Annotated in this window: 16 protein-coding genes; 14 read left to right on the top strand and 2 right to left on the bottom strand. The window is 74.2% G+C overall.

Annotation, left to right across the window (positions count from 1 at the left end; translation table 11 throughout):
• Positions 1-328: 328 nt before the first annotated feature.
• Together AC07FJ_RS32070 and AC07FJ_RS32065 are read left to right on the top strand one after the other, a co-directional pair.
• On the top strand, positions 329-1,156 hold the full coding sequence (locus tag AC07FJ_RS32070) for an enoyl-CoA hydratase family protein (protein WP_479052720.1): 828 nt from the start codon (positions 329-331) through the stop codon (positions 1,154-1,156).
• A gap of 6 nt (positions 1,157-1,162) precedes the next feature.
• On the top strand, positions 1,163-3,451 hold the full coding sequence (locus AC07FJ_RS32065) for a bifunctional salicylyl-CoA 5-hydroxylase/oxidoreductase (protein WP_479052719.1): 2,289 nt from the start codon (positions 1,163-1,165) through the stop codon (positions 3,449-3,451).
• On the opposite strand, the gene AC07FJ_RS32060 is transcribed toward AC07FJ_RS32065, so the two are convergent.
• Both AC07FJ_RS32060 and AC07FJ_RS32055 read right to left on the bottom strand, forming a co-directional pair.
• Positions 3,429-4,247, bottom strand: a complete 819-nt coding sequence (locus AC07FJ_RS32060; protein WP_479052718.1) for a PaaX family transcriptional regulator — start codon at positions 4,245-4,247, stop codon at positions 3,429-3,431. The two genes, AC07FJ_RS32065 and AC07FJ_RS32060, sit on opposite strands and share 23 nt — an antisense overlap.
• 20 nt (positions 4,248-4,267) lie before the next feature.
• Positions 4,268-5,881: an AMP-binding protein gene (locus AC07FJ_RS32055; RefSeq protein WP_479052717.1), complete on the bottom strand. Its 1,614-nt coding sequence runs from the start codon at positions 5,879-5,881 to the stop codon at positions 4,268-4,270.
• 137 nt (positions 5,882-6,018) lie between these two features.
• On the opposite strand from AC07FJ_RS32055, the gene AC07FJ_RS32050 reads away from it, so the two are divergent.
• The 12 genes from AC07FJ_RS32050 to AC07FJ_RS31995 all read left to right on the top strand — a co-directional run bounded on the left by AC07FJ_RS32050 (position 6,019) and on the right by AC07FJ_RS31995 (position 21,329).
• Positions 6,019-7,224, top strand: a complete 1,206-nt coding sequence (locus tag AC07FJ_RS32050) for an acyl-CoA dehydrogenase family protein (protein WP_479052716.1) — start codon at positions 6,019-6,021, stop codon at positions 7,222-7,224.
• The gene (locus AC07FJ_RS32045; RefSeq protein ID WP_479052715.1) at positions 7,221-7,619 is read left to right on the top strand and encodes a RidA family protein; all 399 of its coding nucleotides are present in this window, start codon (positions 7,221-7,223) and stop codon (positions 7,617-7,619) included. Before AC07FJ_RS32050 ends, AC07FJ_RS32045 begins: the two co-directional genes overlap by 4 nt.
• 153 nt (positions 7,620-7,772) lie before the next feature.
• Positions 7,773-10,109: a collagenase gene (locus tag AC07FJ_RS32040; protein WP_479052714.1), complete on the top strand. Its 2,337-nt coding sequence runs from the start codon at positions 7,773-7,775 to the stop codon at positions 10,107-10,109.
• An 80-nt stretch (positions 10,110-10,189) separates the two neighbouring features.
• Entirely contained in the window at positions 10,190-11,389 is a 1,200-nt protein-coding gene (locus AC07FJ_RS32035; RefSeq protein ID WP_479052713.1) for an NAD(P)/FAD-dependent oxidoreductase, read from the top strand.
• Positions 11,390-11,436: 47 nt separating this feature from the next.
• Positions 11,437-11,709 (top strand): (2Fe-2S)-binding protein, encoded by a 273-nt coding sequence (locus AC07FJ_RS32030; RefSeq protein ID WP_479052764.1) that lies wholly within the window; start codon positions 11,437-11,439, stop codon positions 11,707-11,709.
• A complete protein-coding gene (locus tag AC07FJ_RS32025; RefSeq protein WP_479052712.1) occupies positions 11,699-13,066 on the top strand; it encodes an FAD/NAD(P)-dependent oxidoreductase in 1,368 nt (455 codons plus the stop codon). The genes AC07FJ_RS32030 and AC07FJ_RS32025 overlap by 11 nt, the downstream gene beginning before the upstream one ends.
• Complete coding sequence (locus AC07FJ_RS32020; protein WP_479052711.1) at positions 13,063-13,962, top strand: dihydrodipicolinate synthase family protein; 900 nt, start codon at positions 13,063-13,065, stop codon at positions 13,960-13,962. The genes AC07FJ_RS32025 and AC07FJ_RS32020 overlap by 4 nt, the downstream gene beginning before the upstream one ends.
• A gap of 2 nt (positions 13,963-13,964) precedes the next feature.
• Positions 13,965-14,966: a proline racemase family protein gene (locus AC07FJ_RS32015; protein ID WP_479052710.1), complete on the top strand. Its 1,002-nt coding sequence runs from the start codon at positions 13,965-13,967 to the stop codon at positions 14,964-14,966.
• Between the two features lie 23 nt (positions 14,967-14,989).
• Entirely contained in the window at positions 14,990-15,733 is a 744-nt protein-coding gene (locus AC07FJ_RS32010) for a GntR family transcriptional regulator (protein ID WP_479052709.1), read from the top strand.
• An 86-nt stretch (positions 15,734-15,819) separates the two neighbouring features.
• Positions 15,820-17,226 carry an FAD-binding oxidoreductase gene (locus tag AC07FJ_RS32005; protein WP_479052708.1) on the top strand — a complete coding sequence of 469 codons (1,407 nt, stop codon included), beginning with the start codon at positions 15,820-15,822 and terminating at the stop codon, positions 17,224-17,226.
• A gap of 224 nt (positions 17,227-17,450) precedes the next feature.
• Entirely contained in the window at positions 17,451-18,506 is a 1,056-nt protein-coding gene (locus AC07FJ_RS32000) for an MBL fold metallo-hydrolase (RefSeq protein WP_479052707.1), read from the top strand.
• A 57-nt stretch (positions 18,507-18,563) separates the two neighbouring features.
• Entirely contained in the window at positions 18,564-21,329 is a 2,766-nt protein-coding gene (locus AC07FJ_RS31995) for a SpoIIE family protein phosphatase (protein ID WP_479052706.1), read from the top strand.
• Positions 21,330-21,922: the final 593 nt, after the last annotated feature.

Here is a 21,922-nt window from a genome sequence, read left to right as displayed (position 1 = left end):
GCGGTGTCTTGGGTCTCGGCGGGCGTCCGCCGGCCCCGCGGTGGTGTCCGCTGCTCCGCGGTGGTGTCCGCCGGCTCCGTGGCGGGGTCCGCGACGTCTGTCCGGTGGTCGTTCGGTCGTTCGGTTTTCCTCCCTCCACCTTACGGTCCGCAACCGACGCCACCAGAGCCTCGGGCCTCCCTTCAGGAGACCTGTGCCACACCTGTCGCACGGCCGTCGCGGTCCGCGTACCCCTATCGCGCGTACGTGACGGTGGTCACGGTTGAGTGATACCGTCGACGGGCAGGTACTCGCCAGGCAATCCGCTCGCCGAGGGAGGCCGCACCCCATGAGCCCCTTCACCAGCTCCGCGCCCCGGACCCCCGAGTGGCGCCATCTGAGGCTCACCGTCGAGGACGGCGTCGCCACCGTCACCCTCGCCCGCCCCGCCAAGCTGAACGCGCTCACCTTCGGCGCCTACGCCGACCTGCGCGACCTGCTCGCCGAGCTGTCCCGCGAGCGCGCCGTGCGGGCCCTGGTCCTCGCGGGGGAGGGGCGTGGCTTCTGCTCCGGCGGCGACGTGGACGACATCATCGGCGCCACCCTCGCCATGGACACCGCTCAGCTCCTCGACTTCAACCGGATGACCGGCCAGGTGGTGCGGGCCCTGCGCGAGGCGCCCTTCCCCGTGATCGCCGCCGTCCACGGCGTCGCCGCCGGCGCCGGAGCGGTCCTGGCCCTCGCCGCGGACTTCCGCGTGGCCGACCCCTCCGCCCGCTTCGCGTTCCTCTTCACCAAGGTCGGCCTCTCCGGCGGCGACATGGGCGCCGCGTACCTCCTGCCCCGGGTCGTCGGCCTCGGCCACGCCACCCGGCTGCTGATGCTCGGCGAACCGGTCCGCGCCCCCGAGGCCGAGCGCATCGGCCTGATCAGCGAGCTCACCGAGGAGGGCCGCGCCGACGAGCGCGCCGCCGCGCTCGCCCGCCGCCTCGCCGAGGGCCCGGCCCTCGCGTACGCCCAGACCAAGGCGCTACTCACCGCCGAGCTCGACATGCCGCTCGCCGCCGCCGTCGAGCTAGACGCGGCGACGCAGGCCCTGCTGATGAACGGCGAGGACTACGCCGAGTTCCACGCCGCCTTCACCGAGAAGCGTCCTCCCAAGTGGCGGGGGCGGTGACCCGCCGTGAGCCGTGCCCTGCGCGTGGCCGTCATCGGCGGCGGGCCCGGCGGCCTGTACGCCGCCGCGCTGCTCAAGCGCCTCGACCCCGCCCGTGACATCACCGTCTGGGAGCGGAACGCCCCCGACGACACCTTCGGCTTCGGCGTCGTGCTCTCCGACGAGACCCTCGGCGGCATCGAGCACGCCGACCCCGCCGTGTACGCCGCGCTCCAGGCGGAGTTCGTCCGCTGGGACGACATCGACATCGTCCACCGCGGCCGCACCCTCACCTCCGGCGGCCACGGCTTCGCCGCGCTCGGCCGCCGCCGGCTGCTGGAGATCCTCCACGCCCGCTGCGCCGAGCTGGGCGTACGGCTCCGCTTCCGCACCGAGGCGCCGCCCGCCGCCGAGCTGGCCGCCGCGTACGACCTGGTCATCGCCGCCGACGGCGTCCACAGCCGCACCCGCGAGACCCACGCCGACGTCTTCCGCCCGACCCTGACCACCCACCGCTGCCGCTACATCTGGCTCGCCGCCGACTTCGCCTTCGAGGCGTTCCGCTTCGAGATCGCGGAGACCGAGCACGGCGTGATGCAGCTCCACGGCTACCCCTTTTCGGCGGACGCCTCCACCGTCATCGTCGAGATGCGCGAGGAGGTCTGGCGGGCGGCCGGGTTCGACGAGCTCGACACCCAGGAGTCCATCGACCGCTGCGCCAAGATCTTCGCCGAGGCGCTGCGCGGCCGGCCCCTCACCTCGAACAACAGCACCTGGACCGCTTTCCGGACCGTCGTCAACGAGCGCTGGTCCCACGGCAACACCGTCCTGCTCGGCGACGCCGCCCACACCGCGCACTTCTCCATCGGTTCCGGCACCAAGCTCGCCGTCGAGGACGCCCTCGCGCTCGCCGCCTGCGTCGAGGAGCAGCCGGACCTGGACCGGGCGCTGGCGGCGTACGAAGCGGAACGCCGGCCCGTCGTCGCCTCCACGCAGCGCGCGGCCGCCGCCAGCCTGCGCTGGTTCGAGGAGCTCGCCGGCTATCTGGACCAGCCGCCGCGCCAGTTCGCCTTCAACCTCCTCACCCGCAGCCGCCGCGTCACCCACGACAACCTGCGGCTGCGCGACCCGCGCTTCACCGGCGCCGTCGAACGCGACTTCGGCTGCCCGCCCGGCACCCCGCCGATGTTCACGCCGTTCCGGCTGCGCGGGCTGACCCTGCGCAACCGCGTCGTCGTCTCGCCGATGGACATGTACTCGGCCGTCGACGGCGTCCCCGGCGACTTCCACCTCGTCCATCTGGGGGCCCGCGCCCTGGGCGGCGCCGGGCTGGTCATGACGGAGATGGTGTGCGTCAGCCCCGAAGGGCGCATCACCCCCGGCTGCGCCGGCCTGTACACGCCCGCGCAGGCCGCCGCCTGGTCCCGGATCACCGACTTCGTGCACCGCCAGTCACCCGGCACCGCCCTCGGCGTCCAGCTGGGGCACTCCGGCCGCAAGGGCTCCACCAAGCGCATGTGGGAGGGCATCGACCAGCCCCTCGACTCCGGCAACTGGCCGCTCGTCGCCGCCTCACCCCTGCCGTACCGCCCCGGCGTCAACCAGGTCCCGCACGAGCTGCACCGGGCGGCGCTCACCGACATAAGGGAGCAGTTCGCCGCCGCCGCGCGCCGCGCCGCCCGCGCCGGGTTCGACCTGCTCGAACTGCACTGCGCCCACGGCTACCTCCTCTCCGGCTTCCTCTCCCCGCTCACCAACCGCCGCACCGACGCCTACGGCGGCTCCCTGGAGCGCAGGCTCCGCTTCCCGCTGGAGGTCTTCGACGCGGTCCGCGCCGCCTGGCCCGGCGAGCGGCCCATGACCGTACGGCTCTCGGCCACCGACTGGGCGCCCGGCGGCACCACCGCCGAGGAGGCCGTCGAGATCGCCCGCGCCTTCGCCGCCCACGGCGCCGACGCCATCGACGTCTCCACCGGCCAGGTGGTCCCCGACGAACGCCCCGAGTACGGCCGCTCGTACCAGGCCCCGTACGCCGACAAGATCCGCAACGCGCTGAAGGTCCCGGTCATCGCGGTCGGCGCCATCTCCTCCTGGGACGACGTCAACTCCCTGCTGCTCGCCGGCCGTGCCGACCTGTGCGCCCTGGCGCGCCCGCACCTGTACGACCCCCACTGGACGCTGCACGCGGCGGCCGACCAGGGTTACGAGGGCCCCGCCGCCCCCTGGCCGGCCCCGTACCGCGCGGGCAGCCGCAAGCCCCCGACGGGCCGCACGGACGCGCCGAAGCCGCGCCTCAGCCTGTCCCCGCGCCCCTGACGAAGTCCTCGCCCCGGTCCCGCAGCAGCCCGTGCAGCCCGCCGAAGACGGCCGCCGCCCGGCCGCCCGGCCAGCCCGCCGGGAGCAGGGCGGCCGGCAGGCCCGGGTCCGCGTACGGGAGGCGCCGCCAGGTGTCCAGGGCCAGCAGGTAGTCGCGGTACGCCTGCTCGGGGGAGGGCTCGCGCGTCGACCAGGTGCGCAGGACCGGCTCGTGGAGGTCGAGGAACTCCTCGTACAGCTTGGCGATCGCGGCCAGGTCCCACCAGCGGCCCACCGCCTCGGCCGTCGGCGCGAAGCCGAGGTGCTCGCCGCGGAACAGGTCCACGTACGGGTCGAGGTGCAGCCGCGTGAGGGTGTGGCGGGCCTCCTCGTGGAGGGCCGCGGGGGCGATCCAGACACCCGGGGCCGCCGTGCCGAAGCCGAGGCGGCCCAGCCGGGAGCGGAGCAGGTGGCGCTTGTGGCGCTCGGCCTCGGGGACCGAGAAGACGGCGAGCACCCAGCCCTCCTCCTCGGGCGGCTCGCCGGCCGCGTAGATGCGCCGGTCGCCGTCGTCGAGGAGCTGGCGGGCGTCCGCCGACAGGGCGTACCCGGCCGCCCCGTCCGCCGTGCGGCGCGGCTCCAGCAGGCCGCGCCGCTTGAGCCGGGACACCGAGGACCGGACGGACGGGGCGTCCACGCCGAGGACCGCCAGCAGCCGGATCAGCTCGGCCACCGGCAGCGGGGCGTTGTCGGGCGTCCGCCCGTACGCGCCGTACAGGGAGACGATCAGGGAACGCGGAGTGTGCTGCTCGGCCACGTGATCACTCTAGGACGGGGTCAGGGCCGCGCGCGCAGCCGGAAGCGCTGGAGCTTGCCCGTGGCCGTCCGGGGAAGGGCGTCCAGGAAGACGATCTCGCGCGGGCACTTGTACGGGGCGAGGCGCGAGCGGACGAAGGAGCGCAGCTCCTCGGCCGTGGCGTCGTCGCGCGCGACGCCCTCCCGGACCACCGCGTACGCCACGGCGATCTGGCCGCGCACCTCGTCCGGCCGGCCCACCACCGCCGCCTCGACCACGTCGGGATGGGCGAGGAGCGCGTCCTCGACCTCCGGGCCCGCGATGTTGTAGCCCGCCGAGATGATCATGTCGTCCGCGCGGGCGACGTAGCGCAGGTACCCGTCCGGTTCGCGGACGTACGTGTCACCGGTGAGGTTCCAGCCGTCCCTGACGTACTCCGTCTGCCGCGGATCGGACAGGTAGCGGCAGCCCACCGGGCCGCGCACGGCCAGCAGGCCCTCCTCGCCGTCTGGGACCGGCCGTCCGGAGCCGTCCACCACGCGCGCCTGCCAGCCCGGCACGGGCACGCCGGTCGCCCCGGGTCTGATCGCGTCGTCGGCCGCCGAGATGAAGATGTGCAGCAGCTCGGTCGCGCCGATCCCGTTGATGATCCGCAGCCCGGTCCGCTCGTACCAGGCGCGCCAGGTGGCGGCGGGCAGGTTCTCGCCCGCCGACACGCAGCGGCGCAGCGAGCCGGTGTCGTGCCCGTCGAGGTTCTCCAGCATCACCCGGTATGCCGTCGGCGCCGTGAACAGCACCGACACCCGGTGCTCGGCGATCGCCGGCAGCAGTTGCTTCGGCCCCGCCTGCTCCAGCAGGAGCGCCGAGGCGCCCGCCCGCAGCGGGAAGATCACCAGGCCGCCGAGCCCGAAGGTGAAGCCCAGCGGCGGGCTGCCCGCGAAGACGTCGTCGGGCTCCGGCCGCAGCACCCGCGCGGAGAAGGTGTCGGCGACGGCCGGCACGTCGCGGTGGAAGTGCATGCACCCCTTGGGCCGTCCGGTGGTCCCGGAGGTGAAGGCGATCAGCGCGACGTCGTCGGCTGCGGTGTCGACGGCGTCGTACGCGTCCGGGTGACGGGCCGCCAGCCGCAGCAGGTCGTCGGGCGCGTCACCGCCGTACGCCGTGACGCGCAACCCCTCCACCTCGGCCTTCACCAGGTCGTCGACCGACCGGACGTCGCACAGCGCGTGGCTGACCCGGGCCATCTCGCACATCACGGCGAGCTCCCCGGCGCGCGCCTGCGCCAGGACGGTGACGGCCACGCCGCCCGCCTTCATCACCGCCAGCCAGCAGGCCGCCAGCCACGGGGTCGTCGGGCCGCGCAGCATCACGCGGTTGCCCGGCACCACGCCCAGGTCGCGGGTGAGGGCGTGGGCGATCCGGTCGACCCGCGTGCGCAGGTCACCGTACGTCCACACGCCGCCCGCGCCGTCCCGGAAGGCCGGGCGGTCCGGGCCGAACCGCTCGATCGTGCGGTCCAGCAGCTCGGCACCGCAGTTGAGCCGTTCCGGGTAGCGCAGCTCGGGCAGGTCGAAGAGGAGCTCGGGCCACTGCGCGCGGGGCGGCAGATGGTCGCGGGCGAAGGTGTCGAGGTGGGCCGATCCGGTCAGCTCCATGATTCGCCCCCTGTGGAAGACCCTTGCGGGTGACTCCTATGGGTGATGGGAACGCCCATCGAGCGTATCGTGAAGGTGACGACAGTCAACGGTGCGCGATAGACCGAGCTCTGGCGGATTCTTCGGAGGGGGCGCGAATGCCCGCATTCTCACTTGATCCGGGACAGAAAGCATGGTGCGAGGAGCTGCGTGTCCTCGCGGCCGAACGCCTGCGCCCCCTCGCCGAGAAGGGCGAGCCGGGCCGCGTCAACCGCCCGCTCGTCGCAGCGCTCGGCGAACTCGGGCTGATCTCCCGGCTCTTCGGCTCCGGCGCCCTCGACCTGTGCCTGATGCGCGAGTCCCTCGCCCGCGCCTGTACGGAGGCGGAGACCGCCCTCGCGCTCCAGGGCCTCGGCGCCCACCCGGTCGCCGCCTTCGGCACGCCGGAGCAGCGGGCGCGCTGGCTGCCGGAGGTCACCGCCGGGCGGGCGGTGGCGGCCTTCGCGCTCAGCGAGCCGGAGGCCGGGTCGGACGCGGCGGCGCTCGCGCTGGAAGCCGTACCGGAGGGGGAGGGCTGGCGGCTGGCCGGCGAGAAGTGCTGGATCTCCAACGCGCCGGAGGCCGACTTCGCCACCGTCTTCGCCCGGACGACCCCGGGCGCCGGGGCGCGGGGCGTCACCGCCTTCCTCGTGCCGGCCGACCGCCCGGGCCTGACGGGCGTTCACCTCGACATGCTCTCCCCGCACCCCATCGGCACCCTGCGCTTCGACGGCGTGCCCGTCACGCGCGCGGACGTGCTCGGCGAGGTCGACCGGGGCTTCCGCGTCGCCATGACCACCCTCAACCTCTTCCGGCCCAGCGTCGGCGCCTTCGCCGTCGGCATGGCCCAGGCCGCCCTGGACGCGACGCTCGCGCACACGGCGCGGCGGAGCGCCTTCGGCGGCGTGCTGAAGGACCTCCAGGCGGTCGCCCACCAGGTCGCCGAGATGGCCACCCGCACGGAGGCGGCCCGCCTGCTGGTGTACGCGGCGGCGGCGGCGTACGACGCGGGGGAGGGCGGCGACGGCGCGGGCGACGACGTGCCCCGGCGGGCCGCCATGGCGAAGCTGCTCGCCACCGAGACCGCGCAGTACGTCGTCGACGCCGCCGTCCAGCTCCACGGCGCCCGCGCCCTGCAACGCGGCCACCTGCTGGAGCACCTCTACCGCGAGGTGCGGGCGCCGCGCATCTACGAGGGCGCGACCGAGGTGCAGCGCACGATCATCGCGAAGGAGCTGTACGCGAAGGGGCCCGAGGTGAAGGAGCCGGAGGCGCGCGAGCGGGCCGCCCATGAGCCGCACGCTGTCGAGGAGTCGGCCTCATGAGCCTGGAGCGCGTCAACCCCGACGACCTCTCGCCGCCGACCGGCTTCTCGCACGCCGTCGTCGCCACCGGCTCCCGGCTGGTGTTCCTCGCCGGGCAGACCGCGCTCGACGGCGACGGCCGGGTGGTGGGGGAGAGCCTGCCGGAGCAGTTCGAGACGGCGCTCGGCAATCTGCTCGCCGCCCTGCAGGCCGCCGGCGGCACCCCCGCCGACCTCGCGCGCGTCACCGTGTACGCCACCGACGTCGCCGACTACCGGGCGCGCGCCCCGGAACTGGGCCGGATCTGGCGGCGGCTGGCGGGGCGTGACTATCCGGCGATGGCGGTGATCGGCGCGGTGCGCCTCTGGGACGAGGAGGCGCTGGTGGAGCTGGACGGGTTCGCGGTGCTGGACTGAACGAACGGTTCCGCGTCAGCGGCGGCACGCGGACCGCTCCCGCGGTACAAAGACCGCTCCTGACGGGTTGTCAGTGCAATATCACATTACTATGTTACGCGTCGTACAGCAGTGGCATGCACTCGACAATCCGACCTCATCCAGGAGTCGCACGTGCCCCAGCCCACGACACCAGGCCCCCTCCGCAGAACCCTCCTCGCCGCCGCGGTCGCCACCGCGACCCTGCTCGGCGGCGGTGTGACCGGCCTCGATGTCCCCACCGCCCACGCCCACGCCCCCACCGCCCGTGCCGCGGTCGCGGCACCCGACCCCCGCGAGGCGCCGCACGACCAGGTCGTACGCCTGGCCACCGCGCCGCGGCCGGCGTCGCGCCCCGCCCCCGCGCCCGGGGAACGCGCCGACGACGCCCGTGTCCCCGGGCCGCAGACGCCGCAGGTTCCGGCCACCACCGCCACGGCCGCCGTCCCCGCCTGCACCCTGGACGGCGTCACCGGCTTACGCCCCGAGGAGTTCGCCGACTTCCTCGCCGACCCGGCCGTCACCGCCGACGGCTGCCTGCGCACCCTGCTGTGGACCTGGGACGCCCGCCTCGCCCCCGTCATGTCCGACGCCCACGTCCAGGCCGTCTCGCGCCGCGTCTCCGCCCTCGCCCCGGCGCACGACGGTGCGAACGGCACCCACCTGCTGGAGATGCTCACCTACCTGCACGCGGTCGTGTACCACGACTTCTCGCGCGGCGAGATCGACGTCACCGACCCGCCCACCACGGAGGCCATGCGCCGCGCCATCCACGCCTTCGGCTCGGCCGCCCGTTCCTTCCGCGCCACCCGCACCAACGCCGACACCCTGCGCGAGGCCCTCTACACCGGTAGCGCCGCCGGCCTGCGCCACTCGCAACTCGGGCTCATCCAGAAGGTGCTGGCCACCATGGACCGGTACCACACCACCACCTACCGCGACCCCGCCTGGGGTGGCGCCGCCCTCGCCGCGCTCTCGGTCAACTACCTCGGCGTGTACCCCGGCAACCGGGACACCGCCTTCCACACCCTGGCCGCCCGGAACACCGCGTACCGCGCCGCCTTCCGCGCCTTCGCCGACCACACGCACCTCAAGGGCACGCCCAACGAGTGGGTGGTGCGCGACGCGCTCGCCGAGTACGGCCGCTTCGGCCAGATCGCGGCCGTAAAGGCGGAGATCGTCCCGGACGTGGGCGCCCTGCTCGACCCCGTCGTCCGCAACTTCGGCGAGGGCAGCGCGCCCTGGGCGCGCCTCGCCGGCTGGCTCGTCTTCTACGAGGCGTGCGCCCCGTACCGCGTCTGCAAGGACGACATCGAGCGGCGCATCTTCCCGCACGCGTACCGCTACGACACCGGCGCCATCAAGGTCCGCACCGGTCTCGACGCCGCCACCGTCGACCAGCTGTACTACGCGGGCAAGCAGGTCAAGGCGCAGTTCCACCGCGTCCTCGGCACCGAGGAGCCGCTCGCCGGCGACACCAACACCGCCCTGACCATCGTGCTGTACGCCTCCCGCGCCGACTACGAGAACTACCACCCGCTCCTCACCGGCATGGACACCGACAACGGCGGCATCTACATCGAGCGCGGCGCCACCTTCTACACCTACCAGCGCCGCGTCCCGCAGGACTCCTCGCTCACCCTGGAGGAGCTCTTCCGCCACGAGTACACGCACTACCTCAACGGCCGCTTCGCCGTGCCGGGTTACTTCGGTGAGGGACCCTGGTACGAAGGCGACCGCACCACCGCGATGGACGAGGGAACCGCCGAGTCCTTCGCCGGAGCCACCCGCGACGACGGCGTCGCCGTCCGCAGGTCGCTCGTGCGCGGCATCATCGCGGACACCGCCGACGGCAGCCCCCGCATGAGCGTGGACCAGCTGCTGCACGCCACCTACGCGGGCGACGGCTTCCGCTTCTACGCCTACGCGGGCACCTTCTTCTCGTACCTGTGGACCGAACGGCCCGCCCTGCTGCGCGAGATGTACCGGCACCTGCGCGCCGACGACCCCGCCGCCTTCGACGCCTGGCGCGACCGGGTAGGCCGGGACGCCGGGCTCCAGCGCGGGTACGACGCCTTCCTCGACGCGCGGATCGCCAAGGCCGACGAGCTGTTCGTGCCCGACACCCGCTACGTCCCCCACGACCGGCTCGACCACGCCTCCGCCGAGGGCATCCGCGCCGCCTTCGCGGCGGCGACCGGCGCCGATCCGCGCTGCACGGCCACCGCCGACCCGGCCAGGCCCCGCTTCCTCTGCACGGGCCGGATCACCGCACGGCTGACGGACGCCGCCAGCCCCGACCTGGTCTTCCACGACATGGCGGAGACCGTCGACTACTTCCTCCTCGACCGGGCGCGCCCGGCGGCCACCAACCTCGCCGACATGAACTGCTCCTTCGGTGAGGTGGAGATCCGGCCCGACCACACCGGCGGCACCTCGCCCTACACCTGCGAGGGCCCGCTGCGCACCTGACCGCCAACTCACCGGCCGCGAACGGGAATTCTTCGTACGGACCCTGTACGCGTGGCAGTAGTGCGTGAAATATTACTGCCGTGCCCACGCGACATGTGAGTCATGTGCCGGCCGCCCTGGACGCCGTGATCATCGGCGCCGGAGTCGTCGGTGCGGCCTGCGCCTACTACGCGGGCCGTGCGGGACTCGCCGTCGCCGTCGTCGACCGCGGCCCCGTCGCGGGCGGCATCACCGGCGCCGGCGAGGGCAACCTGCTCGTCTCCGACAAGGAGCCGGGCCCGGAGCTCGACCTCGCGCTGCTGTCCACCCGACTGTGGCGCGAACTCGCCGAAACCCTCCCACCGGAGGTCGAGTACGAGCCCAAGGGCGGTCTCGTCGTCGCATCCGACGGGGCCGCCCTCACGGCGCTGCGCGCCTTCGCGGCCGGGCAGCGCGCCTCCGGCGTCGACGCGCGCGAGCTCCCCGCCGACCGGCTGCCCGACCTCGAACCCCACCTCGCGCCCGGCCTCGCAGGCGGTTTCCACTACCCGCAGGACGCCCAGGTCCAGCCCGCCCAGGCCGCCGCCCGGCTGCTGCGCGCCGCCCGCGCCTCCGGTGCCGGCCGCGTGGACGTCCGGCTCGGCGAGGAGGTCACGGCCGTGCTCACCGACCGGCGCGGCGCCGTCCGCGGCGTACGCACCACCCGGGGCGACCTCCAGGCCCCCGCCGTCGTGAACGCGGCCGGCACCTGGGGCGGGGCGCTCGCCGCACTGGCCGGCGTCCACCTGCCCGTGCTGCCCCGCCGCGGCTTCGTCCTCGTCACCGAACCGCTGCCGCCCGGCCTCGTACGCCACAAGGTGTACGCGGCGGACTACGTCGCCGACGTCGCCAGCGGCTCGGCCGCCCTCCAGTCCTCCGCCGTCATCGAGTCCACCCCGGCCGGCCCCCTCCTCATCGGCGCCACGCGCGAGCGCGTCGGCTTCGACCGGACCCTGTCGACCGAGGCGCTGCGGCGGCTCGCGGCGCAGGCGACCGCCCTCTTCCCGGTGCTCGGCGGCGTACGGGCCATCCGCGCGTACCACGGCTTCCGCCCCTACCTGCCGGACCACCTCCCCGCCATCGGGCCCGACCTGCGCGTGCCGGGCCTCCACCACGCCTGCGGCCACGAGGGCGCGGGCATCGGCCTCGCCCCGGCGACCGGGCTGCTCGTCGCGGCGGCGCTGAGCGGCGGCCCGGCGCCGCTGGACGCCGAGCCGTTCCGCCCGGACCGGTTCGCCGCACCGGAAGGAGCCACCGCGTGAGACCCGCGACCCCGCCCCCCGCGACACCGACCCCCGAGCCCCCCGCAGTGCCCGCGACCCCGTTCACCCTCACCTTCGACGGGCGGCCCCTCACCGCCCGGCCCGGGCAGACCGTCGCCGCCGTCCTCTGGGCCCATGGCATCCTCGCCTGGCGCACCACCCGCGGCGGCGGCGCCCCGCGCGGCGCGTTCTGCGGGATCGGCACCTGCTTCGACTGCCTGGCGACCGTCAACGGCCGCCCCAACCAACGCGCCTGCCTGACCCCGGCCCGCCCCGGCGACACCGTCACCACCCAGGAGGGCACGGGCCATGACCGCTGACCTCGCCGTCGTCGGGGCCGGGCCGGCCGGGCTCGCCGCCGCGGGCACCGCCGCCCGACTCGGGCTGCGCGTCACGCTGTTGGACGCGGGGGAGCGGGCGGGCGGCCAGATCTTCCGGCACCCGGCGCACGGGCCCGTCCCGCGCGCTGCCCGCGATCTCGTGCGCGGCCTCGCCGACGGCGTACGCCACCTGCCGCTGCACCAGGTGTGGACCGTCGTACGGGACGGCGACACCTGGCTCCTCCACTGCGTCGCCGGACCCGACGACAGGGCGGCCACCGTCCGCGCCCGCGGCGTCCTCCTCGCCACCGGCGCCTACGAGCGCCAGCTGCCCTTCCCCGGCTGGACCCTGCCCGGTGTCGTCGGCGCGGGCGGCGCCCAGGCGATGCTCAAGTCCGGCGGCGTCCTGCCCGGCCGCCGCGTGGTCGTCGCGGGCAGCGGCCCCCTGCTGCTCGCCGTCGCCACCACGCTCGCCGCCGCGGGCGCCCGCGTACCCGCCGTCGTCGAGGCCGCCGACTACACGGCGTACGCTCGCGAGGCCGCCGCGCTGGCCCGCAACCCGGGCAAGCTCGTCGAGGGCGCGCGGCACGGCGCCGCCCTGCTGCGCCGCTCCACGCGGCTGCTGCCCCGCCACGCCGTCACCGCGGTCCACGGCACGGCGCACGGTACGGCGCAGGGCACCGCCCGCGTCGGCACCGCCCGCGTCGAGGCCGTTACCGTCGCGCGCCTCGACCGCGACTGGCGGCCCGTCCCGGGCACCGGGCGCCGCATCCCCTGCGACGCGCTCGCCGTCGGCCACGGCCTCGTACCGCAGCTGGAGCTCGCCACCGGCCTGGGCTGCGCCACGCGCCGCACCGCCGACGCCACCCCCGCCGTCGACGTGGACGCCGAGCAGCGCACCTCCGTGCCCGGCGTGTGGGCCGCCGGGGAGGCCTGCGGTGTCGGCGGCGCCGAACTGGCCCGTACGGAGGGCGAGATCGCCGCCCTCTCCGTCGCGGGCCGGCACCCGCCGCGAGCCCTCGTCCGCCGCCGCGCCCGCCTGCGTGCCTTCGCCGAGGCGATGGCCGCCGCCCACCGGCCCGGCCCCGGCTGGACCGGCTGGCTGGACGGCGCCACCGAGGTGTGCCGCTGCGAGGAGGTCACCGCCGACCGGATCCGCGAGGCCGTCACCGACCTCGGCGCCCACGACACCCGGACCGTGAAGCTGCTCACCCGCGCCGGCATGGGCTGGTGCCAGGGCCGCGTGTGCGGCCAGGCCGTCGCCCGCCTCGCCGGCGAGGACCCGGCGCCCGACCGGCGCCCGCTCTCCTGCCCCGTCCCGCTCAGCCATCTGGCACAACCACCAGGAGCCGCATGATGGACCACCGCACCTCCCCCTGGCACGGGATCATGGTCGCCACCGCCCTGCCGCTGCGCGACGACCTCACCATCGACTACGACGCCTACGCCGCACACGTCGCCTGGCTGATCGCCCAGGGCTGCGACGGCGTCGTCCCCAACGGCTCCCTCGGCGAGTACCAGACCCTCACCGACGACGAGCGCGCCCGCCTCGTGCGCGTCGCCGTCGAGGCCGCCGGCGACGGGTCCCGCGTGATGCCCGGCGTCTCCGCGTACGGCAGCGCCGAGGCCCGCCACTGGGCCGAGCAGGCCGCCGATGCGGGCGCCGGCTCCGTCCTGCTGCTGCCGCCCAGCGCGTACCGCGCCGACGAGGGGGGCGTACGCGCCCACTACGCCGAGGTCGCGCGCGCCGGGCTGCCGGTCGTCGCGTACAACAACCCCCACGACACGCGCGTCGACCTGACGCCCGGGCTGCTGGCGGAGCTCCACGGCGACGGCAGCGTCGTCGCCGTCAAGGAGTTCAGCGGCGACGTGCGCCGCGCGTACGAGATCGCCGAAGCCGCCCCCGGGCTGGAGCTGCTGATCGGCGCCGACGACGTCCTGCTGGAGCTGGCGGTGGCCGGTGCCGTCGGCTGGATCGCCGGCTACCCCAACGCCCTCCCCGCCGCGTGCGCCGCCCTCTACCGCGCCGCCACCGCCCACGACCTGGACACCGCCCTGCCGCTGTACCGGTCGCTGCACCCGCTGCTGCGCTGGGACTCCCGACCGGAGTTCGTCCAGGCCATCAAGGCGTCCATGGACCTGGCCGGCCGCCACGGCGGGCCGTGCCGCCCGCCCCGCACCGCCCTCGACCCGGAGCGGTACGCCGCCCTCCGCGCCGCCACCGAGAAGGCACTCGCGGAGGGACTCGCCTAGCCATGCGCACCCGGCACGTCTACCACGCCGTCGACTCGCACACCGAGGGCATGCCGACCCGCGTCGTCACCGGTGGCGTCGGCACCGTTCCCGGCGCCACCATGGCCGAGCGGCGCCGCCACTTCGCCGCCCACCTCGACCACCTCCGCACGCTGCTGATGTGCGAGCCGCGCGGCCACGCCGCCATGAGCGGCGCGATCCTCCAGCCGCCGACCCGCCCCGACGCCGACTACGGCGTGCTGTACGTCGAGGTGTCCGGGCTGCTGCCGATGTGCGGCCACGGCACCATCGGCGTCGCGACCGTGCTCGTCGAGACCGGCATGGTGCCTGTCACGGAGCCCGTCACCACCGTCCGCCTCGACACCCCGGCCGGACTCGTCTCCGCCGACGTCCGCGTCGAGGACGGCGCCGCGAAGTCCGTCACCCTCACCAACGTGCCCGCCTTCTGCGCCGCCCTCGACCGCACGGTCGACGTCCCCGGGTACGGCACCGTCACCTACGACCTCGCCTACGGCGGCAACTTCTACGCCATCGTCCCGCTCGACGCGCTGGGCCTGCCCTTCGACCGCGCCCGCAAGGACGACCTCCTCGCCGCCGGACTCGCCCTCATGGACGCCGTCAACGCCGAAGACCGCCCCGCCCACCCCGAGGACCCGGAGATCGGCGGCCTCAAGCACGTGTACCTCGCCGCCCCCGGCTCCGACGCCGTACGATCCCGGCACGCCATGGCCATCCACCCCGGCTGGTTCGACCGCTCCCCGTGCGGCACCGGGACCTCGGCGCGCATGGCACAGCTGCACGCGCGCGGCGTGCTGCCGCTCGGCCGCGACTTCGTCAACGAGTCGTTCATCGGTACGGAGTTCACGGGGCGGCTCGTCGCCGAGACGACGGTCGGCGGCCTGCCCGCCGTCGTACCGACGGTCACCGGCCGCGCCTGGATCACGGGTACGGCACAGTACTTCCTCGACCCGGAGGATCCGTTCCCGGCGGGCTTCCTGCTGTGAGCGCCGAAAGGAACACCGACACCATGACGACGACCGGACCCACGGCCGCACCCCCGACCGGACCCACGGCAGCACCCCCGACCAGACCCCCCACCCCCTCCACGGCCCTGACCACGCTGGCCGCCCACGAGCGGCTGAGCGACCGCGTCGCGCACGCCCTGCGCGCCGCCCTGATCGCCGGCGAGCTGCGCCCCGGCGAGGTCCACTCGGCGCCCGGCCTCGCCGCCCGCTTCGGCGTCTCCGCGACCCCCGTGCGCGAGGCGATGCTGGAGCTGGCCCGCGAGGGCCTGGTCGAGCCCGTACGCAACAAGGGCTTCCGGATCACCGAGGTCAGCGAGCGGGACCTGGACCAGTACACACAGCTGCGGGCGCTCATCGAGGTGCCGACCGTCGGCGCCGTCACGGGCGCGGCCACCCGGCGGCAGCTGGAGGAGCTGCGCCCAGTCGCCGAGGAGATCGTCGCCCGCGCCCGCGACCACGACCTGATCGGCTACCTCGACGCCGACCGCCGCTTCCACCTCTCGCTGCTGGGCCTCTTCGGCAACGACCGCCTCGTGGAGACAGTCGGCGACCTGCGCAAACGCTCCCGCCTCTACGGCCTGACGGCCCTGGACGAGCGCGGCCTGCTGGTCGCCTCGGCGCAGGAGCACCACGAGCTCCTCGACCTGATGCTGGCGGGCGACGCGGCGGCGGCCGAGGCGTGCATGGCCCGCCACCTGGGGCACGTGCGCTCCACATGGGCCCGGACGCGTACCGAAGGGGCCTAGGTCGTGTTCAGTTTGCCTCGATTTGTCCACCCGTTCGGGTGTCGATAAGTTGACAGAGCGGCGGCACATCATCCGCGGAGGCTGCCATGACCACCCTCACCGACCAGACCGTCGGCTCCCTGCGCGACCGCCTCGAAGGACGGCTCGTCACCCCCGCGGACCCGGACTACGACCAGGTCCGCTCCCTGTGGAACGGGGCCATCGACCATCGGCCGGCCCTGGTCGCCCGCTGCGCGTCACCGCAGGACGTCGCCACGGCGCTGCGCTTCGCCCGCGACGAACACCTGGAGATCTCCGTCCGCGGCGGCGGCCACAGCTTCTCCGGCGCCTCCGTCTGCCCCGACGGCCTGGTCGTCGACCTGAGCGACATGAACCGCGTCGAGGTGGACGCGGACGCGCGCACCGTGCGCTGCGGCGGCGGCGCGAAACTCGGCGACCTCGACGCCGGGACCGCCCCGTACGGCCTCGCCGTCCCGGCCGGAACGGTCAGCCACACCGGCGTCGCCGGCCTCACCCTCGGCGGCGGCCTCGGCTGGCTGACCCGCAAGCACGGTCTGACCGTCGACAACCTGGTCGCGGCCGACGTGGTCCTCGCGAACGGCGGCCTCGTCCGCGCGAGCGAGGACGAGAACGCGGACCTGTTCTGGGCCCTGCGCGGCGGCGGCGGCAACTTCGGCGTCGTCACCACCTTCACCTTCCGCGCGCACCCCGTCGGCCCCGAGATCCAGCTGGGCCTGTTCTTCTGGGACCTCGCCGACGGCCCCGAGGCGCTGCACCTCATCGCCGGCCTGGTCCCCGGCCTGCCGCGCACCGCCGGAGCCCTGATCGGCGTCGGCCTGAGCGCCCCACCCGCGCCCTTCGTCCCGCCCGAACACCAGGGCAAGCCGGGCCACGCCCTGATCATCGCCGGCTTCGGCACACCCGACGAGCACGCCGACGCCCTCGCCCCGCTCGCCGACGGCCTCCCCCCGCTCTTCGAGCTGCGCACCCCCATGCCGTACACCGCGCTCCAGTGCATGCTGGACGACTCGGCGCCGACCGGCATCCTCTCGTACGACAAGGGGCTGGCCTACACCGACCTGAACGACGACGTGATCGGCCTGCTGAGCGCGTACATGCCGCGCAAGACCTCGCCGATGTCCTTCTGCCCGACCTTCCACGTGGCCGGCGCGTACACCGACCCCGACGAGGACGCCACCGCCTTCGGCGGCCTGCGCGAGCCCATGTACGTCATGAGCTGCTCCGCCATGAGCCCGGACCCCGACATCCTGACGGCCGACACGGCCTGGGCCCGCGCCCTGTGGACCGAGCTGACACCGCACGCGGCGAACACCGGCGGCTACGTCAACTTCATGGTCGAGTTCGAGGAGGACCGCGTCCGCAGCTCCTACGGACCGGAGAAGTACGACCGGCTGTCCCGCATCAAGGCCGCCTACGACCCGGACAACGTCTTCCACCGCAACGCGAACATCCTCCCGGCGGTCGCCGCCTGACGCCCGCTCGATGCCTCGCCCGACGCCCCTTGAGGACGCTTGAGGGCGGCGGGTGGGCCTGCTCGCGCTGTCGGAACAGACAAGCGGAGCCCCGGATTCCTCCGTCGGTCTCGTGTGAACCGTCGATGTCACCGCAGAGGCCCGCGTTGCTCTACTTGAGCCGCTCCACGTGAGCCGCCCCCCGCGCGTCCGCTGCTCACCCCTGCGTCCCCCCAAGGAACGATATGAGCGTCCCCTCCCGTCCCGCGACCGCCCGGCGCTCCCTGCTCGGCGGAGCGGCAGCCCTCTCCCTGGGCCTCCTGGGCTGTACGTCGAACCGCTCCGGCGAGGAACCCGTACCGGCCGCCCGCGCCACCGACGCGAAGGGCGAGCGGCCCGTCGTGAAGGTCCACCTGCTCGGCACCGGTGGGCCGGAGATGTCGACCAGCCGCAAGGGCATGTCCACCCTCATCGAGGCCGGCGGTCACCGGCTGCTGTTCGATGTGGGCCGCGGAGCCACCCAGAACATGTACGAGTCGCGGATCAACCCCAAGGGCGTCACCAAGGTCTTCCTGACCCACCTCCACAACGACCACTACGAGGACCTGCCGAGCCTCTGGCTGAACCCGTGGTTCATGCTCGGGCGGACCGAACGGCTGGAGGTCTGGGGGCCGCCCGGGACCGCGGGGATGGTCGCCGGTATGCGGGCGATGTACGCCCATGACCTGGAGCACCGCTCGAACGACCTGTTCAAGAAGGAATACCTGGACATCCGCGTCCACGAGATACGGCCCGGGACCGTCTACGACCAGGACGGCCTCAAGGTGACCGCCTTCACGGTCGAGCACAAGGACGGCAACCCGGCCTACGGCTACCGCTTCGACCACGCCGGCAAGTCCGTGCTCCTGTCCGGCGACACCACGTACCACAGGAACGTCGTGGAACACGGCAAGGGAGTGGACCTGCTCGTCCACAACGTCATCGCCTTCGACGAGGAGCTCACCAGGAGCGGGAAGCTGAAGGCCGTCGAGGAGAAGCTCACCACCCCCGAGCAGGCCGCGCGGGTCTTCTCCGAAGCCCGGCCGCGCGTCGCCGTCTTCTCGCACATCGCCAAGAAGGGCCTGCACGGCAAGGCGGGCGACGACGTCATCATGGCCCGGACCAGGAAGGCCGGATACGACGGGCCCCTCCACATGGCGCTGGACCGCATGACCGTCGACATCGGCGCCGACGTCACCGTGCGGCCGCCGCTCGCGACCGCCGACCTGCCCGAGCTGGACGGACCCGACACCAAGCTGTGAGCACCCGGCTCACCCGTTCCTTCGCCCGGGGTCGGCCACCGGTGCTAGAAAGTGACCATGAGGGAAAAGGGCCTTTTGCGCCCGAAGGGTCCGTGGTGGCGGGCGTCGCTGCACAGCGCCGCGGGGCAGGTGTTCGCTCTCCAGGTCGTGATCGTGCTGCTGCTGACGGCGGCCGCGGTGACGGCCCTGGTCGTCCAGGCCAACCGCGGCAGCGCGCGGGAGGCCGAGCGCCTGTCGCTCGCGGCGGCCGAGATGTTCGCGAACGCCCCCGGCACGGCGGAGGCGCTCCAGGGCCCGGATCCGACGGCCGTCCTCCAGCCGCGCGCCGAGGCGGCCTGGCGGAGGGCGGGCGTGGACTTCGTGCTCGTCATGAACACCGAGGGCATCCGTCTCACCTACCCCGACCCCCGGCAGATCGGGAGGAAGTTCGTCGGCACCATCCAGCCGGCCCTGGAAGGCCGCACCGTCGTCGAGCGCGCGGGCGGCCCTCCGGTGCCCGCCGGCACGGGAACCGCCGTGCAGGCGGTGGTCCCGGTGCGAGGGGCCGACGGCTCGGTCGTCGGCCTGGTGTCCGCCGGGATCACCGAGGAGAACGTGGGGGACCTGGTCGAACGCCAGGTGCCCCTCATCCTCGGCACCGGCGCCGCCGCGCTCGTCCTGTCCACCGCCGGGACCGCGCTGGTGTCCAGGCGGCTTCGGCGGCAGACGCACGGCCTCGGCCCGGCGGAGATGACGCGCATGTACGAGCACCACGACGCGGTGCTGCACGCGGTGCGCGAGGGCGTGCTGATCACCGACGCGGAGGGGCGGGTGCTCCTGGCCAACGACGAGGCGCGCCGGCTGCTCGGCCTTCCGGCGGACGCGGACCGGCGCAGCCTGGCCGACCTTGGACTGGACGCGGAGACGGCGCGGCTGCTGGCGTCGGGGGACCCGGTCACGGACGCGGTGCGGCTGGTCGGGGACCGGCTGCTGGCGGTGAACAAGCGGCCCACCGCCCCCTACGGGGGACAGGCCGGCAGCGTGGTGACGCTGCGGGACACCACGGAGCTGGCCGCGGTCACCGGCCGGGCGCAGCTGGCGCGGGAGCGGCTGAAGCTGCTGTACGACGCGGGGGCGCGGATGGGCTCCACGCTGGATGTCACGCGTACCGCCGAGGAACTGGCGGAGGTGTCCGTACCGCACTTCGCCGACGTCGTCACCGTCGAACTGCTCGAGCCCGTCCTGCGGGGCGAGGAGCCACCGGAGGTGCGCCCGGGAGCGGCCTCGGAGGCGGGCCTCGAGATGCGCCGCACCGCCTGCGCGGGCCTGGAGGGGAACCACTCCCTCCACCCGGTCGGCGAGCCGGTCCGGTTCTCTCCCACGGGTCCCGTCGCGACCGCCGTGACCAGCGGCCGAGCGGTCCTGGATACGGCTCCGGCCACCGCGGACGCCCCGGACCCGGGCTTCCACTCGCTGCTGGCGGTGCCGATCCGGGCACGCGGGGCCCTGCTGGGCGTGGCGGCCTTCCGGCGGGCGGGCGCCTCCCCGCCGTTCGAGGAGCAGGACAAGGCGTTCGCCGAGGAGCTGGCGACCCGGGCTGCGGTCGCGATCGACAACGCCCGCCGCTACACCCGCGAGCACTCCATGACCGTCACCCTCCAGCGCAGCCTCCTGCCCCGGGGCGTGCCCGAGCAGAACGCGCTGGACGTGGCGTACCGCTACCTGCCGGCCCAGGCCGGAGTGGGGGGCGACTGGTTCGACGTCATCCCCCTGTCCGGCGCCCGCGTGGCGCTCGTGGTCGGCGACGTCGTCGGCCACGGTGTGCACGCCGCGGCCACCATGGGCCGGCTGCGTACCGCCGTGCACAACTTCTCCACCCTCGACCTGCCGCCGGACGAACTGCTGACCCGCCTCGACGAGCTCGTCGCCCACATCGACGCCAACGAGACCGCGGGTGACGTACGCGCCGGAGACGTGCACGACGGGGACGTGCACGACGGGGACGGGATCACCGGGGCCACCTGCCTGTACGCCGTCTACGACCCGGTCTCCGGGCGGGTGGCCGCCGCCACCGCCGGCCACCTCGGACCGGCCGTGGTCCACCCCGACGGAACCGTGGACTTCCCCGAGCTGCCGGTCTCGCCTCCCCTCGGCCTGAGCGCGAGCCTGCCGTTCGAGAGCAGGGAGCTCGTCCTGCCCGAGGGCTCCCACCTGGTGCTCTACACCGACGGGCTCGTCGAGGACCGCGGCAGGGACCTCGAGACCGGCCTGGACATCCTGCGCGACGCCCTGACCGGAACCGGCCGTACGCCCGAGGACACCTGCGCCGCGGCCATCGAGGCCCTGGTGCCCGCCCGACCCAGGGACGACATCGCGCTCCTCGTGGCCCGTACGCGCCGGCTCGACCCCGCGAACGTCGCCCACTGGGAGGTGGACCGCGACCCCTCGGCGGTGGCCCCGGTCCGCGCCGCCTGCGCCCGCCGCCTGGCGGAGTGGGGCCTGGAGGACATCGGCTTCGCCACCGAGCTGGTCCTCAGCGAGCTCCTCACCAACGCCATCCGCTACGGCGCCGAGCCCATCACCGTCCGGCTGCTCCGCGACCGGACCCTGATCTGCGAGGTCGCCGACGCCAGCAGCACCTCGCCCCACCTCCGCCGCGCCAAGACCACGGACGAGGGCGGCCGAGGCCTGTTCCTCGTCGCCCAGTACACCGAACGCTGGGGCACCCGCTACACCCCCGCCGGCAAGGTCATCTGGGCCGAGCAGTCCCTCCACGGCGCCCCGGAAGCCGCGGGGCTCTCGGCCGACGCCCTCCTCGACCAGTGGGCCGACGATTCCCTCTGAGACGGCTCGCCAGGCTCCGGTCGTGCCCGCTGGGCCGAACGGACCGCAACCCGGAGCAGCACTTTTACGGATGTACTCAAGGGAGAACTACATGCGTCGGCTCTGGAGAAAATCTGTCATGGCGACGGTAGACATTGCCCCGTCGCAGGGCTACTGTTTTCCTCGTACCCAGGAAGTCGAAGTGGGCACGGCAGACACGAACTGCCGTGCAAGAAGGTCGAGAAGGACACGGCCTCAGGGGCCGTGAGCAGTACCCGCGGTATCCAGCAGTGCAAGCGAGTAACCGAGGTAAGGAGCAGAACGCCATCAGGATCGCCCGGGCGAGGACGTAGCCGCCCGGGTACCGCAGGCCCCGGATTGGAAGGTGGTCCCCGGTCACGCATCCGCGATCCCCGCAGTCCCGCTCTTTCAGACGGAACCTGCGGACGAAGAAGGCCGGCACGGTGTGCCGGTAGATGGTGTTGAAAGCTCGGGGCCCGGGTGCCGGTGCGGCACCCAGGCCCCCCGACACGTCCCCGAAAAAAGAGGTCTATGCCCCCCGGCCGTTTCCCCCACATCGCCAACCTCGACGACAACGACTACCCCGCCCCCAC

The organism is Streptomyces sp. NPDC045998, assembly GCF_056430285.1.
The sequence above is the reverse complement of the archived record's forward strand: the minus strand, read 5'-3'. Positions and strand labels throughout refer to the sequence as shown.

Excerpts from the sequence above, each read along its gene's own strand:
- AC07FJ_RS32070 (WP_479052720.1), top strand. The coding sequence starts at position 329 with ATGAGCCCCTTCACCAGCTCCGCGCCCCGGACCCCCGAGTGGCGCCAT.
- AC07FJ_RS32055 (WP_479052717.1), bottom strand. The coding sequence starts at position 5,881 with ATGGAGCTGACCGGATCGGCCCACCTCGACACCTTCGCCCGCGACCAT.
- AC07FJ_RS32050 (WP_479052716.1), top strand. The coding sequence starts at position 6,019 with ATGCCCGCATTCTCACTTGATCCGGGACAGAAAGCATGGTGCGAGGAG.
- AC07FJ_RS32045 (WP_479052715.1), top strand. The coding sequence starts at position 7,221 with ATGAGCCTGGAGCGCGTCAACCCCGACGACCTCTCGCCGCCGACCGGC.
- AC07FJ_RS32025 (WP_479052712.1), top strand. The coding sequence starts at position 11,699 with ATGACCGCTGACCTCGCCGTCGTCGGGGCCGGGCCGGCCGGGCTCGCC.
- AC07FJ_RS32020 (WP_479052711.1), top strand. The coding sequence starts at position 13,063 with ATGATGGACCACCGCACCTCCCCCTGGCACGGGATCATGGTCGCCACC.
- AC07FJ_RS32015 (WP_479052710.1), top strand. The coding sequence starts at position 13,965 with ATGCGCACCCGGCACGTCTACCACGCCGTCGACTCGCACACCGAGGGC.
- AC07FJ_RS32010 (WP_479052709.1), top strand. The coding sequence starts at position 14,990 with ATGACGACGACCGGACCCACGGCCGCACCCCCGACCGGACCCACGGCA.
- AC07FJ_RS32005 (WP_479052708.1), top strand. The coding sequence starts at position 15,820 with ATGACCACCCTCACCGACCAGACCGTCGGCTCCCTGCGCGACCGCCTC.
- AC07FJ_RS32000 (WP_479052707.1), top strand. The coding sequence starts at position 17,451 with ATGAGCGTCCCCTCCCGTCCCGCGACCGCCCGGCGCTCCCTGCTCGGC.
- AC07FJ_RS31995 (WP_479052706.1), top strand. The coding sequence starts at position 18,564 with ATGAGGGAAAAGGGCCTTTTGCGCCCGAAGGGTCCGTGGTGGCGGGCG.